Raw genomic sequence first — 22037 nt, forward strand, 5'->3', positions numbered from 1 at the left:
TTTTGTTATTCTATCAATTTACCGCCAATTCTCCGCACTGTTTCAAAACTTCTTTTGTAAAGGCGTCATGTAATTGTTTTGTGATTGGTCCACGCTTTCCGTCACCGACTAATTTTCCATCGATTTCGATAATCGGCGTCACTTCGATGGTCGTGCTCGAAATAAATACTTCATCCGCTACCGCTAAATCAGCTAGTGTAAAGCCAGATTCAACGACTGGAATACCATTTTCACGGGCTACTCGCAAAATAACTTGGCGTGTGATGCCTTCTAAAATAAAATTATTGGAAGCGTGCGTAATCAGCGCGCCATCTTTAATAATGTAAGCATTCGCCGCAGAGCCTTCCGTCACGTTCTCCCCACGATGCAAAATCGCTTCAAATGCGCCTGCTTGATGCGCTTTATTTTTTGCAATGGTATTTCCAAGTAAATTCAAGCTCTTAATATCACAACGCAACCAACGAATATCCTCTTCAAGAATCGCTTTACGACCGTTCTCAAACAGCGTCGTATCCCTTGGCACCTCACTCGTCGAAGCTGTAAGCACTGCCTCCAGTGGTGTACTAGGAATCACGTGATTACGTGGAGATTGCACACCTCGCGTGATTTGAAGATACACATTACCAGTCCCAACATTGTTTGCTTTCACAAGACTGTCCAAAAGTGTGCGTAATTCTGGCTTGCTGTACGGAATCACAAGGTCAAGCTTAGCTGCACTGGCATACAAGCGCTCAATGTGCTCATCATATGTAAAAAATGTGCCATTATACATACGAACAACCTCATAAATGCCGTCTCCGAACTGGTAACCTCTATCTTCAATGTCAACTGTTGCCTCGTCACGTTCTATTAATTGATCTTTCACTAATACTTTCATTTTCAGCACTCCTTTGCGAAATGTTTTTGCAACTGTCTAAAAATTCTAATCAAGACCAGAGCAGAGAGCAAAACCTGGGTCTCACTCCCCTGCTATATTCCAGCCTGAATCTTAATTTTTTTCAATTATATACTTTACTTCGCTAGTTTGTAAAGGGCTTCGGCGTAAATTGCGATTGTTTTAATTAAATCGTCGAAATACGCGAACTCATCTTTTTGGTGCATTGTGTCTTCACGACCTGGGAATAGCGCTCCAAAAGCAACCCCTGTCTCCATATGACGTGCATAAGTTCCACCACCAATAGCGAGCAATGTTGCTTCTTCGCCAGTTTGGTTCGTGTATACTTCTTGCAATGTTTGGATTAGCGGATGGTCTTTCGGTACGAATAACGGCTTCGAATCATCGTAATGCGTATATTGGCCATTATACTCATTCACAACTGTTTCCATTTTTAATTTCAGTTGGTCCATATTGGCGGTGACAGGATAGCGGAAATTGAGGCCGTAACGACCGCCTTCTTCGACACTATAACGGATCACACCAACATTCATTGTCAATTCGCCGCTTTCCTTATCTTCATAGCGAATGCCAAGTTTCACAGCACGAGAATCGCCATATAGGTAGTCTTTACCAAATGTCACGAAATCGCTTGCCGCACCAGTTAACGTGAACTTGCCTAAGAAACCAACTAAGTGAAGTCCTGCATTGACACCGTTATTTGGCTCCATCGCATGTGCCGCTTTACCGATCAATGAAATAGTTACGGAATTACCGGATTCCGCGATTTCACCAGCAAGTTTTGTTTCTTTTTTATAGGCTGCAAATTTCTTCGCGATTTGATCGAAGTCTTTGACGTTTTCTAAAACAGCTTTCGCATGATCTGGAACCATATTGTAACGCGCGCCAGATTCAAAACCAATCAAGCGGAAATCGGCATTTCCTTCTTTTTCACCATCTTTAAAAGAAATATCGAGTTCTGAAATACCTTTTTCTGCATGAATAATCGGGAATTCAGCATCCGGAACGAAGCCCATTGTCGGTTGCTCTTCGGTCTCGAAATAGCGCTCTACGCAAGACATCCCACTTTCTTCATCGGAGCCGTAAATCATACGAACACGGCGGGATAATGGCAAATCAAGTTCTTTAATAATTTTCATGGCATAGTAGGCAGCCATTGCTGGTCCTTTATCATCCGCTGAGCCTCGCGCGAATACTTTCCCATTTTTCAAAATTGGATCGAATGGGTCGTGTGACCAGTCATCGCCAACCGGCACAACATCCACATGTCCTAATGCTGCAACCAGTTCTTCACCTTGACCAAACTCGGCGTGACCGGCAACATTGCCAACTTCTTTCGTTGTAAAACCATCTTTTGCCGCGAGTTCTAAAGCAAAATCCAATGCTCTCTTCACTTCCGGGCCAAATGGTGCATCCTCCGTCGCTTTGGAATCATCACGCACACTTGGAATGCTTAAAATTGCGAATAAATCGCGTTTAAAATCCTCGCGGCGTTTCTCTACTTCCTCTTGCCAATTGATCGTACTCATAGTATAACAATCCCTTCAACTAGTTATTTACTGCATTTGGAGAAAAACTTGTAACTTGACACACATCAAATGAAAACAACATTTATACTCCAGTCCTGTCCTTCTCCATTGTATACTCTTTTGCGCTCGTATGAAAGCATTTTGAGGTGCTTTACGACATAAATCCTTGAATTGCCTCAAAATCCCAGCGTACCATGCGTGAAGCAAATACAACATCCATTCGTTCTAAGCTACTTGCTTCCAGTGGAAACCATTCATATGCTTGATGTTCACTCGAAATTCGGACATCGCCTTCTGGTTTTTCGCATAAGTAAATCACGCCTGTAATTTGATATTCTGGTTGGAAAAATTCCCATGTATCATACAGAATAAACGGCTGTACTTGGAGTCCTGTTTCTTCTTGTACTTCGCGAAACAGCGCCTCCCCCTTTGTCTCTCCAAAATTCATGCGACCTCCTGGAAGTTCCCATACATCGTCTTTCACATCGGCTTTTTTTAAAGCGAGAAATTTGCCGTTATGTATGATTACTGCTTTTACTGCTGGAAATATTGGTTTCATTTTACTTTCACTCCTTTTGTGGATAGGTTATACTAAATTGGACAATTAAGCAAGGAAAGTTACAATACATAAGAAAAAAATAAAGAAAGGATGATCTCAAATGAAAAAAATCACACCTAAGGTTATCTGCGCTTGGATCAAACAACGCGATGATGAAACGAATAAAGGTGATTATGGACGTGTTTTATTGATTGGCGGTAACGAGCAACTCGGCGGCGCGATCATCATGGCAGCACAAGGAGCAATTTATAGTGGCGCTGGACTAGTTTCGGTTGCTACGCATAGCGTGAACCGTTCAGCCCTTCATGCACGGCTTCCAGAAGCGATGTTTATTGATTCGAGCGATACGGATTATTTGGTGCAAGTCTTACCGAAATTTGATGCGATTTTAATTGGGCCAGGGCTCGGTTTAGATGCTACAGCGCGCGCCTTGTTGACACTTGTGTGCGCTCATGCAAAGCCTCATCAGCGAATTATTATCGACGGTGATGGGATTACACTGTATGCTTCGAAAGATTTCGACAAACCGCAAGCAACGCTGATTTTTACACCGCACCGGACAGAATGGGAACGCTTGACGCATATGGATACAACGGATCTGGACGACATGAAAAATCAAGATTTTGCAACAGAACTAGATGCTATCGTCGTGTTGAAAGATCACCGGACGCGCGTGTACATCGAGGATGATATTTGGCAAAATATTTACGGAACACCTGCAATGGCAACAGGTGGAATGGGTGATACGCTCGCCGGAATGATTGCCGGATTACTTGGTCAGTTAGACAAACCAAAACATGCAGTTCTAACGGCAGTATTTTTGCATAGCTATATTGGTGAAACGCTGGCGAAGAAGAAATATGTTGTTTTACCAACAGAAGTCGCGGAACAAATTCCGTACTATTTGAAGAAGTTCAGTGAAACAGACGATAATCCTTATTGAAATGAAAAAAGAGAAATGAAAGGTCTGCTGCCTTTTATTTCTCTTTTTTAGTGCTAAATTAGGAGACCCAGTTTGGAGTGTAACCTTTCCCGATTCCAATGAATACCACAAAAAAGTTTGCAAAACCTATTTAAGGTCTCGCAAACTTTTTCAAATCATTCTTTTTTTCTCGGTAATTTTAAACCAATCGTCATGCCGAGCAGTAATGCGCCTAGTAATCCTAGTGGTACAGCGACCCAAATGAACTTGAGAATATACATCGCTATTCCCGCAATAACACAAAGCAATCCTAGAAACAGGAATAGCCGTGCGCGCCGTGCTTCTTTTGACCTTTTTCTTGTTCGTTTTTCCATGATGTGTTGCCTCCCCTTATGCTTTTATACGTAGTTTTCGACGGATGGTCGCGGCTCTTGGTCCAAATACTTTATCGAACAAGCGCAAACGCAAGCTAAGATAGCCATAAACGAGTGTTCCTACACCACCGCAAATGATGAGTAGAATCATCGAATTGAGTTTTGTTTCCGGATTCATAAATAGTGTCAAACCTTGGTATACGAGCAATACAGAGATTGCCATCGCCAGGTTAAGGAGCAACATTAAAACCGTCCTTCTTAAAATCACGCTGAAATTATAGTTTGCATATTTGCGGATAATAATCATCGCGAAAATGACGGACACGGTATAGCCAAGACCAGTTGCTGCAACGGAACCCCGCGCGCCCATCCACATCATCAACGGCATCTGGAAAACAGATTTCGTCAATAAACCGATGAGCAGGCTTAAAATCGTGAATCGTTGTTCATCAATTCCTTGCAAAATCGCCGCGGTCACGCTGAATAAGGATAGTAAAATCGCGACTGGTGCGTAGAATGCCAAAATTTGAATTCCCGCCGGGTCGTGTTCATAAAACACCGTATACAGGGGTTCTGCAAGTAAGGACATCCCGATACAAGCCGGTAACGTGATGAAAAGCAACACTTGGAAAACATCGTTTAGCTGCTTTTTCACATTTTCTTGTTCGCCGCGCGCATAAGCCGCCGTCACGAGCGGAACAATCGTCATCGAAAACGCCGTCGCCAAACTAACTGGAATAATGACCAGTTTTTGCGCACTAAAGTTAACGATACCAAGTAAATTCTCAGCTTCGTGCCCACTGTAACCAATCCATGTTAAAATGCGACCGAATGTAAACTGGTCAATTTGCTGGTAGAGTGAGCTGGCAATTCCTACGACTACAAATGGTACTGCCGTGATGAAAATATCTTTATACATCGAAGGTAAGGAAACCGTTACTTCCCCTTTACTCGTTCGTAGCAAAGCATCGAGTCCCTTTTTACGCTTGAAAAAGTACCAGAGCAGGCATGCGAGGCTCGCTAATGCTCCGATGAAGGCCGCAAATGTGGCAATACTAATCGCGCCAACAACCGTACCATGCAATATATAAAGAACCGTTGCCGAACCGACAAGCAAGAATGCAATACGAACAATTTGTTCAACGACTTGAGAAACCGCAGAAGGCCCCATCGACTGGTATCCTTGGAAGAAGCCACGGATCAAGCTCATCACCGGAATAACGATGAGCGCAAAACTGACTGCACGGATAACTCCTGTCACATCCTGTACAGTGTAACCACTACCTTCAATCGATTGCAAGCCCGCCAAAACCGGCGCCAAAGCATACATCGCAAGGAAGCTGATAAATCCTGTTGCAAGCATGAGGTACACACCGCTTCTGAATAAACGGCGTCCAATTTCATATTCACCTATCGCGTTATATTTCGCTACATACTTTGCCACTGCAAGCGGAACCCCCGCCGTTGCGATTCCAAGAAAAATCTGATAAGGTACATACCCAAAATTATACAACGTCATCGGTCCTGCGCCACCCATAATCCAATAGAATGGAATGACATAAAACAGACCTAGAAATTTAGAAATGAAAGTTCCTAACGTTAAAATGAAAGTTCCTCGAAGTAGTTTTGATGAAGACATAGACCTCGTCCTTTATTATGAAGTGCTCTATATTTGAGCCGATTAATGATACTCGCTTTTGAATTAAAAAGTGCTCTGTTAAAAACTCAACTAAATTTTAGTTTACTCCTTCTTGCATCAGCTTGCAATCATTAGTTGAAAATAAATAGAAAAAAGCGGACTTTCTATATTAATTTCTTTATCAACAATCGGAAAAGTATCTTGGCATATACCTTTGATGACTTCTGAGAATCATCAAATACTTGTGTTTCCTCATTTTACAAAACCCTCGTAAACTTTTCTACTGTCATTGTAGTCAGGATTCCAACATATCAGTGTTTTATCTTCCTCATTTTTACCTTTCAATTTGTACGGTGTATGGGTACCTTCTACTTTACTATAACACCAGATACTCTCACACTTCCATAAACAGTAATCAAAGTCTAATTGGTCAGTTCCAAAATATATATATATTATATCTGCACCCGAATTAATCTTATAGCTTTTAAAAATTTTTTTTATATACTTCGTCGAGTTCAGTTGTTGATTGAAGACAATGATATCTCTCTCAACATTTTCTGGAATGACATCTTTCAAGTAACACCATACTCTAATTGTTGAAGGCATTTTAGCTAACTGTTCTATTTCCTTTATTTCAAATGATTTAATCTTTGGACTTTTATTAACACTAATAAAATCAATTTGCTCAGCTATCAGTTGTTTTATACCAGCGATAGTACTTCTTTTTTTATAAAATACCATTCTTCTCTCAATCTCAATAAACCTAGTCATCAATATTATGATAGGCATTTGTATTACTAAACCGAAAAACTCGATACAAAATGTTAACCAAAAATTTATATCCCTAATATCTTCAAAATGATTAAAGAAATTGACTAAAGCATATAAAAATATTAACAACCCCATATACCCAATTAAATATCTTAAAAGTTTATTTATACCTTTTTCTTTTTGTTTTTCCGCAACTACTTGAAGTAAAACAATAAACGTTGCCATAGGTACTAGAATAAGTTCTATCCACAATCCAAATGGATAATTTGCTATTACAAATAACGGAACAATGGAAAACCTAAAAATAGATAAGAATTGGCTTTTTAGTAATTTTCCTCCTTCCATTTTTCCGATAGAATTAAAAAATGGAAAAAATCCTATTACTAAATATATTAATATATCTTTTAACAAGTTCCAATCTAAATTATTAGCATATATAAGAATTGCCACAATTATCATAATAAAAGCTTCATATAAAAAGAATAACTTCACTATTCCTATTTTACAAAAAGCAATCCATGCACGGAACACATGGATTAATGAGTTTCTGATATCTTTTTTATTTTTTGGAAATACAAGTAGGCAGATAATAAAAATAGTGCCCCATACAATAATAGCTATCTCTCTATTATTTAGCATTATACCCCTCTTTTTTCTGTATAGTGGTCTATATATCAATACTTACAAATCTAGCTCTGGGTAATATGAAATACTGCTTTGCTTGAAACCATCTGTCTAGAACATAGAATAAATTGCCGTTATAAATTTACTCCGCTCATCCAGCCTCGATTGTTCAACACTCTCTTTATCCTCCAGTAATCTGATACCCTCAGACAAATAGAACATCATCAAAACCATATCACAATTGTCATTGCTGATAATTTCATTAGGCATACTAAATCCGTTATACCAATTATAAATTTGCTGCAAGTACATAAAGCATTTCTGAATCTTCAATGCTCGCCACTTGTTTTGTGGCTCCATTAATCCTCACTTCTATGTATCCCCTTTATCTATTTTTCACTTCCCATCCATTCGATTCCTTTGTGCAGCATATACACTAATGCTTTTTCGACATTTTTTAAATTAGTTGTATCTTTGCGGATGCCGTCATTTGCGCGAATTCCATAACACCTTCCATCAGTTGCCGCACACTACCCGTTGACTTGGATTTGGCTGTAGCTTTAACGTATTTGTCGCCGCTTGAATCCCATTCGCATGCTCGGCTAATCGCCCACTGACAATTGTATCTTTTTAGCCATTTTATCCATCCCTTTCCATCGTTATTTTATGCTTTAATCATACCATATTTCGCATAAAAAAAGCCTATATCTGAGAATAAATAATACTAAATTATTTTTCAGATATAGACTTCACAATCTTGATTAATTTCTCAGTACAAACAAAGACTATCCCTTGAAAATATCACTATGTTAATAAATTATTTAATCTGACTCGCCCTAGCAATAAACGCACTAAGCTCTTCATACTTCCCCTCATGCAACAACTGGACAACTTTACTCCCGACAATCACACCATCACATACCGCAGCGAATCTCGCCACGTGATCTAGATTCGAAATTCCGAAACCTGCTAAAACAGGGACTGGGCTTATCGTTTTTAAGTACGTTAAATTTTCATCAATCTTATCGCCAAATTCGGCGCGTTCACCGGTTGTGCCATTCACAGTCACAGCATAGATGAAACCTTGTGCTTGTTTTGCAATCAGCTCCATGCGCTCTTTCGGGCTAGTCAGGGAAATGAGCGGAATTAGCGCGATGTCTGTATTTTCGATATGGGGCATGATTAAATCGCGATGTTCATATGGAAGATCTGGAATAATCAAACCTTTAATTGGCGTTTTCTTCGCAAGTTCGATAAATCTTTCGACACCAAGGTGATAAATCGGATTAAAATAACTCATCACAACAAGCGGAATATCGATTTTACTCGTTGTTAGTGTTTCTAAAATTTGCTCAAGACTTATGTGAGCTGCCAAAGCACGCGATCCTGCCTCTTGAATGACTGGACCATCTGCAACTGGATCAGAAAACGGGATGCCTAGCTCGATTGCGGTCGCGCCTGCATTGCTTAGTAATTGCATCTGATTTTCTAGTTGGTCTAAACCTCCATCACCCGCCATGATATAGGGAACAACGGCGAGATTTGCTTGTTCGATTGCTTGTTGTAGCTTCATTTTTCAACGTCTCCTTTCAAGCGTTCGCGGATTTGGTCTACGTCTTTGTCTCCTCGACCGGATAAACAAACAATGATGCTTTCGTCGGGATTCATTAGAGCTGCTAGTTTTACGGCGAAGGAGATTGCGTGTGAGCTTTCTAACGCAGGAATGATTCCTTCGGTACGGCAAAGTAATTGGAAGGCTTCTACGGCCTCGTCGTCGGTTACAGAGGTATACTCCGCACGTCCCTCGTCTCGCAAAAAGCTGTGCTCAGGACCAATTCCGGGATAATCTAGACCGGCGGAAATCGAGTAGGCTTCTTGGATTTGACCGGCATCGTCTTGTAAAATATGCATCATTGCGCCGTGCAAGACCCCAACTTCGCCTTTGGAAAGTGATGCTGCGTGAAAAGCCGTATCAAGACCGGAGCCAGCTGCTTCGACGCCATACATTTTGACGCTTGCATCATTTACAAATGGATAGAAAAGTCCCATCGAGTTACTGCCACCACCGATACATGCTACGATCGCTTCTGGTAATCGATTTTCTTTTTCCAGATGTTGCGCGCGAGCCTCTTCACCAATCACGCTTTGGAAATCACGAACGATCTGTGGGAATGGGTGCGGTCCTAGGACAGAACCCATGATATAATGCGTATCTTCTACATTCGCCACCCAGTAACGCAGTGCTTCATTAACAGCATCTTTAAGCGTACCATTACCGCCTGAAACACTGACCACTTTGGCGCCAAGCAACTCCATCCGAAAAACGTTCAATTGTTGGCGACGGATGTCTTCTTCTCCCATAAAAATTGTGCATTCTAAGTTGAACAATGCGGCTACAGTTGCGGTTGCAACACCATGTTGTCCTGCACCGGTTTCAGCGACTACTTTCTTTTTGCCCATTTGGCGCGTCAACAAAGCTTGGCCAATACAGTTATTGATTTTATGGGCACCGGTGTGATTCAAGTCTTCTCGCTTCAAGTAAATTTTAGCGCCTCCTGCATGTGCCGTTAATTGCTCTGCCAAATAAAGTGGTGACTCACGGCCAACATAATCTCGTAAGTAGTAGCGCAACTCTTTTTGAAACGCCTCATCTGTTTTAGATATTTCATAAGCCTCTTCTAGTTCTGTGACAGCTTTCATCAAGGTTTCGGGGACAAACTTGCCACCGTAATTACCATAAAAACCATGTTTATTCGGTACATTATAACTCATTTTCTTCGGCTCCTCTCACTTTTTGAATGAATGCTATTATTTTTTCAGGATCTTTCGTTCCGTTTGTTTCGACGCCAGAGGAAATATCGACGGCGAACGGATGAAATTGTTGGATCGCGACACCGACATTACCCGCATTTAGGCCGCCTGCAATGATTAGCCGTTCGTTCGGGAGTTCTGTTTTCCCAAGCGCTTCCCAGTCAAACGTTTCACCACTACCACCTTCAAACTGGGTAGCCGGTGCATCTAGCAAGATCAGGCTGTCTGGATAAGCCGTTATATCGCCCTCCATCCGCCCTGCCTTGACCGGAAACGCTTTGATCGTCGGGTGATTGATCAGAGCCAAGTCCGCACTCGTCTCCTGACCGTGGCATTGCACGATATCAAGCGGTACCATCGCCGCAATACGGTTGATTTCTGCGGGACTTTCATTCACAAAAACGCCTACTTTTTTCACTGTTTCCGGAATATCTCTAGCTAAAATTCGTGCTTGATCTGGCGTCACCTGTCGTTTACTCGCAGCAAAAACGAAACCGATCATATCCGCGCCTTGCTCCACCGCCACCTCGATATCCGGTCGGTATTTCAACCCACAAATCTTGATCTGCGTCATAAGCGATTCACCTTCAAATCACTGGCTGCTTGTTCGACATTTTCCGCACGCATTAACGCTTCTCCGACAAGCACGACGCTATACGATTTTGCCACCCGAGCAACGTCTCTCGGCTCGCGAATACCACTTTCACTAATATAAAACGTATCGGTCAACGAAAAAGAGTCGGCCATGCGCTCACTAACCGCAATATCCACAACAAAGCTATGTAGATCGCGGTTATTCACGCCGATTAATTTCGCTCCTAATTGTTCCGCAATTTTCAACTCTGCTTCATTATGCACTTCCATGAGCACTTCCAAATCGAGCGCCATTGCTTGCTTGTAGAGTGTCATTAAAGCCATTTCGCTTAGTGCGGCAACAATTAATAACACGATTGAGGCGCCAGCATTTTTGGCACGGATCAATTGTTTTTCGCTGATGATGAAATCTTTGCATAAAACCGGAATGCTCACCGCACTCGCAACAGCACGCAAATCCTCGATATCCCCTTTGAAAAATTGCTGATCTGTGAGCACTGAAATCGCCCCAGCACCTGCCGCTTCGTAACTTTTAGCTTGGGCAACCGGATCGACATCTAAATTAATCGCCCCTTTCGACGGGGAAGCTCGCTTTACTTCAGCAATCAACTGCACCTCTCCTTGATTTGCCTTTAAAAATGCTTGAAAATATGGTTTCTGACGTGGTAAATTCACCGTTTCTAAAGGCATCTCCGCCACCTCTTGCTCTTTTTTCGCTAAAATTTCTTCTAAAAATGTCATCCTGCTAATCGCTCCTTTTGACAAGCTAATAATTTCGTTAATTTAGCATAGGCCGCGCCGCTATCAATTAAATCACGCGCCATCTGAATCCCCGCTTCAAGCGTCGCAGCTTTCCCGTGTGCAAGCAGGCCAAGACCTGCATTCAAAACCACTGTATCGTAATACGCGCTTGGTTCTGCCTTTAATACCGATAACAAAATTTCCGCATTTCGCGCCGCATCCCCACCTTGAATAGCCTCCAAACCCTGGCTTTTCAACCCAACATCCTCTGGTAGAAAAGTGTGTCGCGTGACTTCTCCATTTTCAAGTAACGCGTAATGGTTCTCACCGGCAAGCGACGCCTCATCCATAAAACCGCCACCATTCACAACAATCGCTCGTTTTCGCCCCAATTTTCCGAGGACTTGAGCGGTTTGTTCCAATAGATCACGACGATAAATGCCCATTAATTGTGTTTCTAATTTCACAGGATTGGTAAGTGGTCCGATCAGGTTGAAAATCGTCGGTGTATTCAACTCACGCCGCACTGCCATCACGTATTTCATATTCGGATGCACATGAGGTGCGAACAAGAAAGCAATGCCTGCATTCTCCAGTAAATATACCATATCCTCGGCGCCAAGCGAAATATCAATGCCTAATTCCTGACAGACATCCGCACTTCCTGACTTACTTGAAATACTACGATTTCCGTGTTTTGCGACCTTAATTCCTGCTGCCGCTAGGACAAACGCTGATGTCGTACTAACATTGAAGCTGAGCGATTTATCTCCACCCGTTCCACAATTATCCATCGTATTTTCAGACGCTATCGGTAATTGAATGGCCACACCTTGCATCGTCTCCGCAATCGCCTGCATTTCCTCAATCGTTTCGCCTTTAATTTTGAGTGCCATCAAGAAAGCCGCGATTTGCGCCTGCGTTAAATCTCCTGCAAAAATTGCTCTCGCCACCGACTGCATCTCTTCTCGCGTTAAATTTTCCTGATCATATACTTTCTGCAAATACGCTTCCATCCTGTGCACCTCCTTCATTCACAATCTTTACAAAATTCCCCATCATCTGCTTCCCATCCACTGTTCCAATCGACTCTGGATGAAACTGCAAGCCATAAACCGGAAAGCCGCGCAACTGCATCGCCATGATCTCCGCATCATCTAGCGACCTCGCCAAAACTTCCAATTCCTCTGGAAATCCTGCTTTATCAACAATCAGCGAATGATACCGCATAATTTCCAAATCCGCACCTAGCCCCGCAAAAATCGCGCCGCCATCCTGCCTCATCGTCGATACCTTCCCGTGACGGATAATTCCCGCCCGACTCACCGTCCCGCCAAACACTTCACCAATCGCTTGATGTCCCAAGCAAATGCCTAACATCGGTTTGACCTTCGCAAACCTCCGAACGACCTCCTCTAGAAGCCCAGCCTCACTCGGCTTCCCAGGCCCTGGTGACAAGACGATTCCCGTCGCACGCGCCGCCACATCCAGCAAATCCTCCGCATCATTTCGGCGAACAACAACCGCATCTGCGTACTCCGCTAAATATTGCTCCAAATTATACGTAAATGAATCATAATTATCAACTAATAAAATCATTTTCCAACCTCCAGTAATGCCTTTGCTTTTTGTAGCGTTTCTAAATATTCACTCTCTGGATCCGAATCATACACAACCCCAGCCCCAGCTTGTACATAAGCTCTGCCTTGATGTAGCACCATCGTTCGAATCGCCAAGGCAAAATCACAATCACCAGTATGCGTCAAATACCCAACCGCTCCCGCATAAGGTCCACGTTTCACATTCTCCCATTCATAAATCCGCTCCATCGCCCGTATCTTTGGTGCCCCGCTCACCGTTCCCGCTGGCAAGACCGATTTCAGCGCATCCATCGCAGTCAAACCAGGTTTCAACGTCCCTTCCACAACCGATACCAAGTGCATCAAAAAGCGATATCGTTCTATCGTCAAGTAAACCGGAACCGTCACACTACCCGTCACCGCAATTTTCCCGATGTCATTTCGGCCTAAATCAACTAGCATCCGATGTTCCGCAAGCTCCTTTTCATCATGTAATAACTCCTGCGCCAAGTTCGCATCCTCCTGCTTCGTCGCCCCACGTTTTCGCGTCCCAGCAATCGGATTTGTCACAACGACATCTCCCGTCACACTCACCAAGCTTTCCGGCGAAGATCCAATCAACTTCGTCTCCCCAAAATCCACGAAAAATAAGTACGGCGACGGATTCAACAATCGCAATTTCCGGTAATAATCAAACGCTTCACCCGTAAACGGCGTCTCCAAGCGCTGCGACAATACAATTTGGAAAAAGTCTCCGTTTTTAATGTGCGTCTTCGCCTTCTCTACCTGCGCCATATATTCCGCCTTCGTCACATTACTCGTATACTCCATCGGTGCCACTGTCACATCGCGTGCCTCCTGCTCAAACGGCGTCACCAGCTGCTCATGCATCCGATTCAACGCCTCCTGCATCTCTTGTTCCGTCCGATTCGAATAACAATTATCCTGAACAAGCATCATTTCCTCCGCCTGATGGTCCATAATCAAAAACGACTCATACAACATAAAATGACTATCCGCCAGCCCCGCACGTGTTTCTTTCGGCATCTCCCCCAAATCCTCATAAAGCGCAATCGTATCATAACCAACATATCCGATCGCCCCTGCCTCAAAAGGAAGTTCCTCTGCCGTGCGAGTTTCTGTCCGAATCACCCGATCAAGCTCCATTAACGGATCCGTCACCATTTTCTCCACACCATCCAACACAAATCGCTGTCCATGAATACTGATCTCGTGCACTGGATCCATCGCAATAATCGAGTACCGACCCGCATCCGCATCCCGCGCCGCACCTTCCAGCAACGCCTTATTTTTCCCATCTAACCGTTCATACGCCAAAATCGCCGTTATCGTATCAGCATTTATTTTTTTCGTTAATTTCATCGTTCATTCCTCCAATTCTATATACAAAAAAGCCCTCTAAAGAACACAGCACAACCACTGCTTTCCTTAGAGGGCGAATATCGCGGTACCACCTCTTACTTAGAAGCTAGCGATCAGGCAAACACTCATCTCCGTCGTTAAAACCTCCGTTCCGATGCTCGTGTACAAATCGTACATTCCGCTTCGGTACTCGATTTTGCCTAGGACCTAAGCAGTTGCCTGGTCGCTAGTGTTCGGCGGTGATGAGAGAAAAGTTTGGCGGTTCGCTTTACTTCTTTCTCATTAGAATTTAGGGCCAGATGTCGGCTCCAAATCCCATCTCTATAACGGGAGAACCCGGTAGCTCCTACTTTTTTGTTCAAAGCCACACGCGCAAGGACCACTTCGGCAACATAACTTTATCAGTTCACACCAACCACTGACTCTCTATAAAAATTATATTTGCTTACTCTTCTTGCTTTATGTTTTATCGTATTTTATTTGGTATTTAGTCTCGTTTGGCACGTGGTAAGAGCCGCTGATGGTTTACATGCTCGCTTCGCTCTCATGCATATTGTGGCTCTAAATCGGCAGGGGATGCCTCTCATAAGACCCACAACAAAAAGAGCCTCCCTCCATATCTAATAAACTTAGATAAGGACGGGAGACCCGTGGTACCACCTTCATTAATCGAAAAAACGATTCACTCAATCCCACAATACTATGGGGTGCCTTGTGTAACGATAAGGCCTAATCGCTAACTCCTACTGAGGAAAAATCCCGTTCAGCTTAGTTGCTCCGAAGTCCATTCACACCATTTCTGCTACTGATTCACACCAACCATCAGCTCTCTTAAAACATCCATTATGCTACTTACTCTTCATCCACGCATTCGTTTAATATAACACTTATATTAGCCGATGTTCCTACTAAAGTCAAGCATTTTTTACAATGAAGTCTCCATAAGCCGCTGTTGGCCTACCTTTTCAAATTATGTAGCAAACAAATCAAGATTCCCTAAATCGATTCGTCGCTTCCCGTGATGTCCTTATCTGCTCAATCATTTCCTCATAATGATGCGAGGCGTAAAAGTAGAATAAGATGTCAATCACTAGAAACTGTGCTTGCCTGGAACTCGTTGCTGCACTTCTAAGCTCGGTTTCTGGCGCACGTGATGTTTCCAGCGCAACCGCCGCTCGTTGTTTTAATTTATTTTGTCCGAAACGGGTCAAACTAAGCAACTCTAACCCATTGTTAAGCGCTTCATCGGCCAACTGCAATACTTCACTCGTTTCTCCACTATTTGAAATCGCAAAAAAAACCGCATTTTTAGAGCCTGCCGCAAAAGCCATCGCTAAAATATGTGGATCAGCAATCGCAATCGCATGTTTGCCAGCGCGCATCCATTTTTGAGCAATATCTTCGGCAATTAACCACGAAGCTCCGACACCATAGGCGTAGATTGTATCTGCTTTATAGAGAATCTCGCACGCCTCCATAATTTTTTCTTTCTCTAGTTGCCCCACCGTGTCGTTCAATGTTTGCACCGTGTTAGAAACAAGCTTTCGCGTAATTTCTTCAAACTCTTCATTCGGTTCAATATCATAGTAACCTACCTTTTCAGGTCGAACAAGCTCGACGGATAACTTCATTTTGAGCTCAGGAAAGCCTTCCAACCCCATTGAATGGCAAAATCGAATCACCGCAGCACCACTTGCCCCAGAACTTTCCGCCAACTCGTGAATCGACATTTTCACAATTTTACTAGGATCGGCCAATATCGCGCGACCTACTTTTGCCTCTGATTTCGGCAATTCATCTAAAATACCTTGAATTCGATTAATCACACTTCCCATTATGTCTGTTGAAGCCTCCTTTGAATCATTTTCATGCTTTAATTATAACATGCGACTAGACAATACAACAAAAAAAGCGAGACACACCTAAAAAAGCTTAACAAGCACATTATCAGTTTAAAAAATAATCTACCTCAACTCTGTGATCATTTTTATTCAAAAAAAACTCATTCTTTACTTTCTTTTAAGACCAAATTCAGCAAAAAATTCTTAATTTAAAATTAATTACTCATATTTTTGTATTTTATTTGATTATAAATAAAAAAAAGTTATAATAATAGGTACATAGTCATTCTATGAATACATTTCCAAGGAGTTATCACACATGAAAAAAATATTAAATTTACTTATTGCATTAGTCTTAGCTACCACTATCAGCATCTCAGCTATACCTATTGCCACAGACGCAGCATCAGCAGGGACAAAATACACTCACAATCACGTCGGCTATACTTGCTACAAAATGTCATACTATATAAGTCCATCACAGGCAAAAAAGGTAAAAGCACAAACTAAAAAGCTGAATACAATTTCATCTATAACAAATTTCATTGGATTGAGTGGTTTTACAGCAGGAGTTGCATCACTTGCTTTCGGTTCAGCTGTTAGCGCTAATCAAGTATTCGTGAATGCCGCAAATAAAAATAAAGGTGTCCAAGTTACTTATATATCTCACTTTAGTAACTACACTACTGATAGTTATATGTCTAATGCAAAGTACGTCATAAAGTAAAAAGGAGTAACAAAGATGAGTGCGACTAAACTATCTATGATTATTGCAACCCTTATAGGTATACCATTGTACTTTATACTTACTCCAAACGATTTCTTATTATATTTCGGAGTTCCGGCAATCATCATTGTCAATATCATAAGGATCGTAGATACTATAAATGAAGAAAAATATAAACTCAATTAAGTTTAGCATCGCTAATATAAGGAGGCTGAGACAAAAGGTTCTCTGACCTAGAAAAATACGTATCAAGAATCTAAATTCAGATTTTTGATATGTATTTTTTCCTTTTGGCACGCGAGCCGTGCCAGTTTCCGCATATTATTAGCCATGAAGTAGAGATTGGCTTCGGTCGCTACTTTTGGAAGCCCTCGGAAACGAGTGAACCCCAAAAGAGCCTTCACCTGCCCAAAAAACTGCTTCTACATCTATCTTTCGTTGCCGATAGATGGCAGAAGTTATTTCGGATGTTAGGCTTCGTCTTGCTCGATTTTTTAGTTCTTCCCAAACTGGATTATAGTAAATTTTGCGATTCTTTCCTGATTTAGCGGTTGTGCATGCTGCACGCAAAGGACAATCGGAACAGTCTTCGCATTCATAGACTTTAAAATCACGCGCATAGCCGCCATAGCGATCTGTCCGATAAGCATACCGCTGAAAGTTGACCTTTCGCTGATTCGAAAAAATGGAAAAACAATCCATTTCTCGGTATTCCCAGTGATATCGATGCATCAGGTCTTTCTTATACGAGCGTTTTTGTTCTTTTCGATACATCATATAGGGCATGAATTGATATACATAAATAGCACTCCTTTGTTGTTTTTTTGGTTGGTATTTTAATTTTACCAAAGCGTGCTATTTTTGTGTACTTATTTCTATATACAAAAAAGGATGGAACATCCGTTGATACTAATCAACTTTTGTCCCATCCTCCTTTCTAGTTCTACATCTATTTTCGGTTTGGTTATTAAAATAGAGCGAGATTCACGCCCCGCTCTATTTGTTTTATTCTTCTACTGCTTCCATCGCGTCTTTTGGAACACCCCAAAGATAAGTTAGGATGAAACCACCAATGTAAGCTACTAGCAAACCGAAAACATATTCAAGCCATGAACCATTTGCAATCAATGGAATTAGCGCAACTCCAGATGGTCCAATTGCAATCGCGCCAACATTTCCGAAATAACCAATGGCCGCCCCACCGATACCCCCACCAATACAAGCCGTAATGAAAGGTTTTCCAAGTGGGATTGTAACACCGTAAATTAGCGGCTCACCAATTCCTAAAATACCTACCGGCAGACCACCTTTAATCATATTAATAAGTGGTTTATTTTTGCGACAACGCATCCAAATAGCGATTGCTGCTCCAACTTGGCCAGCACCAGCCATTGCAAGCATAGGTAATAGGATTGTATAGCCTTGTTGTGCAATCATTTCAACATGAATAGGTGTTAAGACTTGATGAAGACCAAGCATTACCATTGGAAGGAATAGTGTCCCGAGAACGAATCCGGCGAACAACCCACCTTTTGCGATGATCCAGTTGATGCTTCCTACTAAACTTGTTGAAATAACGCCAGCAAATGGCATAATGATGAAAATCGTAAACAATCCAATAATTAGTAGCGCTAACATCGGAGTCAGAATAATATCAAGTGAATTCGGAATCCATTTACGCAAGAATTTCTCAAGTACACATAACAAGTAAACCGCTAAGAGTACGCCGATAATTCCGCCTTGTCCAGCAACCATGTCGCTACCATTGAAAATATTTTTAATCGGTAATTCTGGTGTTACGCCTATAAGTAGCGTTATACCACCGACGGCCCCACCAAGCACGGGCGTTCCACCGAATTCTTGCGCTGTATTAATACCAACATAAATAACAAGGAAGTAAAAAATACCATTCTTAATAACGTTTAAAAGTGTAACATATTGCATCCATGTGCCAACGTCTAAATTACCAGCTTGGATATTGTTGAAAAGAATCGCCGCAATACCTGCGATTAAACCAGCACCAACAAAGCCTGGAATAAGTGGTACAAAAATGTTAGAAACAGATTTCAGTAAACGTTTAAATCCTGACGAGCTATTTTGTTTCTTTTTCATTTCTGCTTTTATAGCTGTAGCTCTTTCTTCCACCAAGTCTTTACCCGATTTAGCTGAACTTTGTGTCAGATTCTCATCTAGATTATCGGGCAATGTTTCCCCTAATTTCACACCTGCCATCTCACACATCGCGCCTGCTACTTTATTGACAAAGCCTGGTCCAACAATGATTTGTAGCGTATCATCTTCTACGACACCAAGAACTCCTGGTGCTTTTTTCAATCCTTCCACATTGACTTTATCTATATCCTTAATTCCTAAACGCACACGCGTCATACAATGTGCGATCTTAGAAACGTTTCCCATACCGCCGACTTCTTCAAAAATCTTTTGACCTAAATCATGTTCTTTACTCATGTTTCTTACCTCCCTTTAGTCTAATGTGCGTCTGATAAAGCCATCTGCTGCTGCTAATTTCTCCGTGGCTGTCGCAAGGTCTGTATTCGTTAAAATCATGACAATTGCTGGTTTCACATGCTGTCCTGCTAACTCAAAGTGCTTTTCTGCTGTCTCGTAATCACATTCGGTTGCTTCCATGATGATACGTTTGGAACGTTCTACTAGTTTCTCATTCGTTGGCATCACATCAACCATCAAGTTCTTGTACACTTTGCCGATTCCGATCATCGAAACCGTTGAGATCATATTCAGCACTAATTTTTGCGCTGTGCCTGCCTTGAGGCGCGTCGATCCCGTCAAAATTTCTGGACCACAATCCACTTCAATCGCCGTGTCTGCATGCTCCGAAATCGCGGCGTTTGTGTTGCATGACAAAGCTCCGGTTTTCGCGCCAACTTTTTTTGCATAATCAAGTGCACCAATCACATAAGGCGTACGACCGCTTGCTGCAATTCCAAGCACGTAATCATTCGCCGTCAAAGAAATCCCTTGTAAATCTCCTTTACCTAAAACGCTAGAGTCCTCCGCACCTTCCACTGCCTGTAAAAAGGCTTTCTCGCCGCCTGCAATCAATCCAACTACCATTGTAGCAGGAACACCAAACGTTGGCACGCACTCAGCCGCATCAAGAACGCCAAGACGTCCACTTGTTCCAGCCCCAATATAGATGAGGCGACCACCTTTTTTGAAGCTTTCGATCACATCTTTGATAACGTTCTCAATTGATGCAAGATTGGCCGCGATAACCATTGGAACGTTGGCATCCTCTTCGTTCATAATTTGCAACGCCTCTTTCACCGATAGCATGTCTAAAGATGTTGTCTTTTCATTTCGTTTTTCCGTGGATAAATTCTCTAACATGTTAAAAACACCTCTTTCATACGTTCATTGTACCTTAAACGAAATTATATTTCAATATATTTTTATTTAAGGTGAAATAAAGTTTTAAAAATGCAAAAAAATATACTTAGATGAGTAATATCAAGATAAGCATCGGCAAATTGCTTTAGTACTTTTATGCCTAAATCACTTAGAAACAAATTTTACGCTGGTTTCAGATTCCTATTATTAAAATTAATATATATTACTAAAATAATATGTGTTGTTAAATCTAATGACAGCTTATTGGCAAGAGGAAATAATCAAATCAGGGGCTGTAGACAGAGTTAAATAGTTCCTTGACACCCTTGCTCACATTAATAAAATCTATATATACCAATCATTTAAACCGTTTTATATATGCAATGTTTATTCGGTGTTTTCTACCTCTACTAGTGTGGTTTTTTCTTCGGTATTTTTAAATTCAAGCACTAGGCCATTTTTTTATTAACTACAAATATGTTTAAAAGTAGTAGACAGAACTATTTTCAAATGGTATAATTCAATTCTGGATCCAGCAAGTACGATGTAGGTTTGGAATCTTACTATCCTTGTAAAAAGCAAAAATACCAAAAAAATATTATGAAGGAGTTATCAATTTATGAAGAACAAAAAATATTTAAAACCAGCTGTAGCAATAGCTATGGCACTTTCTCTTGCAGCTTCGCCAACTTATTTAGGTATGACATCATCAGAAGTATCTGCAGCTACAAAGCAAGCATCAGCACCAGTTATTAGTGGAGAAGTATTTGAAGATAGTAGTGTTCTTTCTGGTTCAACGACAGATAAATCTGCAACTACTGTAATTGTTACTTTTTCAAATGAAATTCAGCGGTTTGTGGGAGTAGTAAATGGAAAATTCTCAGTTAATATACCACCTGGCATTCTTGTCGCTGGAAATAAAATTTCTGTTAGAACAGCAAATAACAAATATAAAGAAAGTCTTACAACGGATGTAATCATCAAAGCTACTCCAAAAAATGAACCAGTAACACCTGCTACTCCAGCTCTAGCGCCTCAAATAGCTGGAAATGTTGATACAAGTAGTACTGTTCTTTCTGGTGTAACAACAGATGTATTGGCAATTACTGCAATTGTTACTTTTCCAAATGGAGACGTGCACATGGTAGGCGTACAAAATGGGAAGTTCTCAGTCAATTTACCAGCTGGCCTTGTCGCTGGAGGTAAAATTTCTGTTAAAACAGCAAATCATAAATTTGAGGAAAGTATTGCAACGGATGTAATCATTCAAGCTGCTTCAAATAATCAACCAGTAACGCCTGTTACTCCGGTAACACCTGTTACTCCAGTTACTCCGGTAACACCAGTAACACCTGCTACTCCAGCTCTAGCGCCTCAAATAGTTGGAAATGTTGATACAAGCAGTACTATTCTTTCTGGCGTAACGACAGATGTATTGGCAATTACTGCAATTGTTACTTTTCCAAATGGAGACGTGCACATGGTAGGCGTACAAAATGGGAAGTTCTCAGTCAATTTACCAGCTAGCCTTCTTGTCGCTGGAGGTAAAATTTCTGTTAAAACAGCAAATCATAAATTTGAGGAAAGTATTGCAACGGATGTAATCATTCAAGCTGCTAAATAATAACTTTCAAAATAATCAACTAGATCGAACACCAGTAGAATCTGTTATTCT

Annotated in this window: 22 protein-coding genes and 2 other annotated features; of the genes, 4 read left to right on the top strand and 18 right to left on the bottom strand. The window is 41.6% G+C overall.

The annotated features are described in order from the left end of the window. Positions 1 to 13 precede the first annotated feature (13 nt). The 3 genes from dat to HCJ54_RS07745 form a co-directional block, all read right to left on the bottom strand. A complete protein-coding gene (gene dat / locus HCJ54_RS07735) occupies positions 14 to 877 on the bottom strand; it encodes a D-amino-acid transaminase (RefSeq protein WP_187137223.1) in 864 nt (287 codons plus the stop codon). Positions 878 to 1011: 134 nt separating this feature from the next. Next, positions 1012 to 2424, bottom strand: coding sequence for a dipeptidase PepV (gene pepV / locus HCJ54_RS07740; RefSeq protein ID WP_187137224.1), 1413 nt, complete (start codon positions 2422 to 2424; stop codon positions 1012 to 1014). 151 nt (positions 2425 to 2575) lie between these two features. Then, the gene (locus tag HCJ54_RS07745; RefSeq protein WP_036068394.1) at positions 2576 to 2983 is read right to left on the bottom strand and encodes an NUDIX hydrolase; all 408 of its coding nucleotides are present in this window, start codon (positions 2981 to 2983) and stop codon (positions 2576 to 2578) included. 100 nt (positions 2984 to 3083) lie between these two features. On the opposite strand from HCJ54_RS07745, the gene HCJ54_RS07750 reads away from it, so the two are divergent. Continuing rightward, positions 3084 to 3926 carry an NAD(P)H-hydrate dehydratase gene (locus tag HCJ54_RS07750; RefSeq protein ID WP_185409246.1) on the top strand — a complete coding sequence of 281 codons (843 nt, stop codon included), beginning with the start codon at positions 3084 to 3086 and terminating at the stop codon, positions 3924 to 3926. 155 nt (positions 3927 to 4081) lie between these two features. Here HCJ54_RS07750 and HCJ54_RS07755 read toward each other — a convergent pair whose 3' ends face one another. From HCJ54_RS07755 to HCJ54_RS07810, 12 genes are all read right to left on the bottom strand, one after another. After that, positions 4082 to 4279, bottom strand: a complete 198-nt coding sequence (locus tag HCJ54_RS07755; RefSeq protein ID WP_036068396.1) for a hypothetical protein — start codon at positions 4277 to 4279, stop codon at positions 4082 to 4084. Positions 4280 to 4295: 16 nt separating this feature from the next. Then, entirely contained in the window at positions 4296 to 5918 is a 1623-nt protein-coding gene (locus tag HCJ54_RS07760; RefSeq protein WP_185525148.1) for a putative polysaccharide biosynthesis protein, read from the bottom strand. 252 nt (positions 5919 to 6170) lie between these two features. Beyond that, positions 6171 to 7328, bottom strand: a complete 1158-nt coding sequence (locus HCJ54_RS07765) for a hypothetical protein (protein WP_187137225.1) — start codon at positions 7326 to 7328, stop codon at positions 6171 to 6173. A 96-nt stretch (positions 7329 to 7424) separates the two neighbouring features. Then, positions 7425 to 7673, bottom strand: a complete 249-nt coding sequence (locus HCJ54_RS15685) for a DUF4274 domain-containing protein (protein WP_425324796.1) — start codon at positions 7671 to 7673, stop codon at positions 7425 to 7427. Between the two features lie 457 nt (positions 7674 to 8130). Then, complete coding sequence (trpA, locus tag HCJ54_RS07775; RefSeq protein ID WP_187137227.1) at positions 8131 to 8886, bottom strand: tryptophan synthase subunit alpha; 756 nt, start codon at positions 8884 to 8886, stop codon at positions 8131 to 8133. Further along, entirely contained in the window at positions 8883 to 10085 is a 1203-nt protein-coding gene (gene trpB, locus HCJ54_RS07780; RefSeq protein ID WP_187137228.1) for a tryptophan synthase subunit beta, read from the bottom strand. The genes trpA and trpB overlap by 4 nt, the downstream gene beginning before the upstream one ends. Further along, the gene (locus HCJ54_RS07785; RefSeq protein ID WP_187137229.1) at positions 10075 to 10698 is read right to left on the bottom strand and encodes a phosphoribosylanthranilate isomerase; all 624 of its coding nucleotides are present in this window, start codon (positions 10696 to 10698) and stop codon (positions 10075 to 10077) included. Before HCJ54_RS07785 ends, trpB begins: the two co-directional genes overlap by 11 nt. Beyond that, entirely contained in the window at positions 10695 to 11459 is a 765-nt protein-coding gene (gene trpC, locus HCJ54_RS07790) for an indole-3-glycerol phosphate synthase TrpC (RefSeq protein WP_187137230.1), read from the bottom strand. Before trpC ends, HCJ54_RS07785 begins: the two co-directional genes overlap by 4 nt. Next, positions 11456 to 12475: an anthranilate phosphoribosyltransferase gene (trpD, locus tag HCJ54_RS07795; protein WP_185409255.1), complete on the bottom strand. Its 1020-nt coding sequence runs from the start codon at positions 12473 to 12475 to the stop codon at positions 11456 to 11458. Before trpD ends, trpC begins: the two co-directional genes overlap by 4 nt. After that, positions 12447 to 13058: an anthranilate synthase component II gene (locus HCJ54_RS07800; protein ID WP_187137231.1), complete on the bottom strand. Its 612-nt coding sequence runs from the start codon at positions 13056 to 13058 to the stop codon at positions 12447 to 12449. The genes trpD and HCJ54_RS07800 overlap by 29 nt, the downstream gene beginning before the upstream one ends. Further along, on the bottom strand, positions 13055 to 14422 hold the full coding sequence (trpE, locus tag HCJ54_RS07805) for an anthranilate synthase component I (protein ID WP_187137232.1): 1368 nt from the start codon (positions 14420 to 14422) through the stop codon (positions 13055 to 13057). The genes HCJ54_RS07800 and trpE overlap by 4 nt, the downstream gene beginning before the upstream one ends. A 66-nt stretch (positions 14423 to 14488) precedes the next feature. Beyond that, positions 14489 to 14893, bottom strand: a binding site (T-box leader). A 161-nt stretch (positions 14894 to 15054) separates the two neighbouring features. After that, positions 15055 to 15297 (bottom strand) — a binding site (T-box leader). A 111-nt stretch (positions 15298 to 15408) separates the two neighbouring features. Continuing rightward, a complete protein-coding gene (locus HCJ54_RS07810; RefSeq protein WP_036068428.1) occupies positions 15409 to 16257 on the bottom strand; it encodes a MurR/RpiR family transcriptional regulator in 849 nt (282 codons plus the stop codon). Between the two features lie 325 nt (positions 16258 to 16582). On the opposite strand from HCJ54_RS07810, the gene bacA reads away from it, so the two are divergent. Both bacA and HCJ54_RS07820 read left to right on the top strand, forming a co-directional pair. Next, positions 16583 to 16990 carry a bacteriocin 51 precursor BacA gene (gene bacA / locus HCJ54_RS07815; protein WP_185409258.1) on the top strand — a complete coding sequence of 136 codons (408 nt, stop codon included), beginning with the start codon at positions 16583 to 16585 and terminating at the stop codon, positions 16988 to 16990. Between the two features lie 15 nt (positions 16991 to 17005). Next, a complete protein-coding gene (locus HCJ54_RS07820; RefSeq protein ID WP_187137233.1) occupies positions 17006 to 17176 on the top strand; it encodes a hypothetical protein in 171 nt (56 codons plus the stop codon). Positions 17177 to 17314: 138 nt separating this feature from the next. Here HCJ54_RS07820 and HCJ54_RS07825 read toward each other — a convergent pair whose 3' ends face one another. The 3 genes from HCJ54_RS07825 to murQ all read right to left on the bottom strand — a co-directional run bounded on the left by HCJ54_RS07825 (position 17315) and on the right by murQ (position 20362). Then, the gene (locus HCJ54_RS07825) at positions 17315 to 17722 is read right to left on the bottom strand and encodes a transposase (protein WP_187137234.1); all 408 of its coding nucleotides are present in this window, start codon (positions 17720 to 17722) and stop codon (positions 17315 to 17317) included. 273 nt (positions 17723 to 17995) lie between these two features. Then, positions 17996 to 19459 (bottom strand): PTS transporter subunit EIIC, encoded by a 1464-nt coding sequence (locus HCJ54_RS07830; protein WP_187137235.1) that lies wholly within the window; start codon positions 19457 to 19459, stop codon positions 17996 to 17998. 15 nt (positions 19460 to 19474) lie between these two features. Beyond that, positions 19475 to 20362, bottom strand: coding sequence for an N-acetylmuramic acid 6-phosphate etherase (murQ, locus tag HCJ54_RS07835; RefSeq protein WP_187137236.1), 888 nt, complete (start codon positions 20360 to 20362; stop codon positions 19475 to 19477). Between the two features lie 619 nt (positions 20363 to 20981). On the opposite strand from murQ, the gene HCJ54_RS07840 reads away from it, so the two are divergent. Next, positions 20982 to 21986, top strand: coding sequence for a hypothetical protein (locus HCJ54_RS07840; RefSeq protein WP_187137237.1), 1005 nt, complete (start codon positions 20982 to 20984; stop codon positions 21984 to 21986). Positions 21987 to 22037 lie beyond the last annotated feature (51 nt).

Source organism: Listeria grandensis (genome assembly GCF_014322885.1).
Classification (GTDB): domain Bacteria; phylum Bacillota; class Bacilli; order Lactobacillales; family Listeriaceae; genus Listeria_A; species Listeria_A grandensis.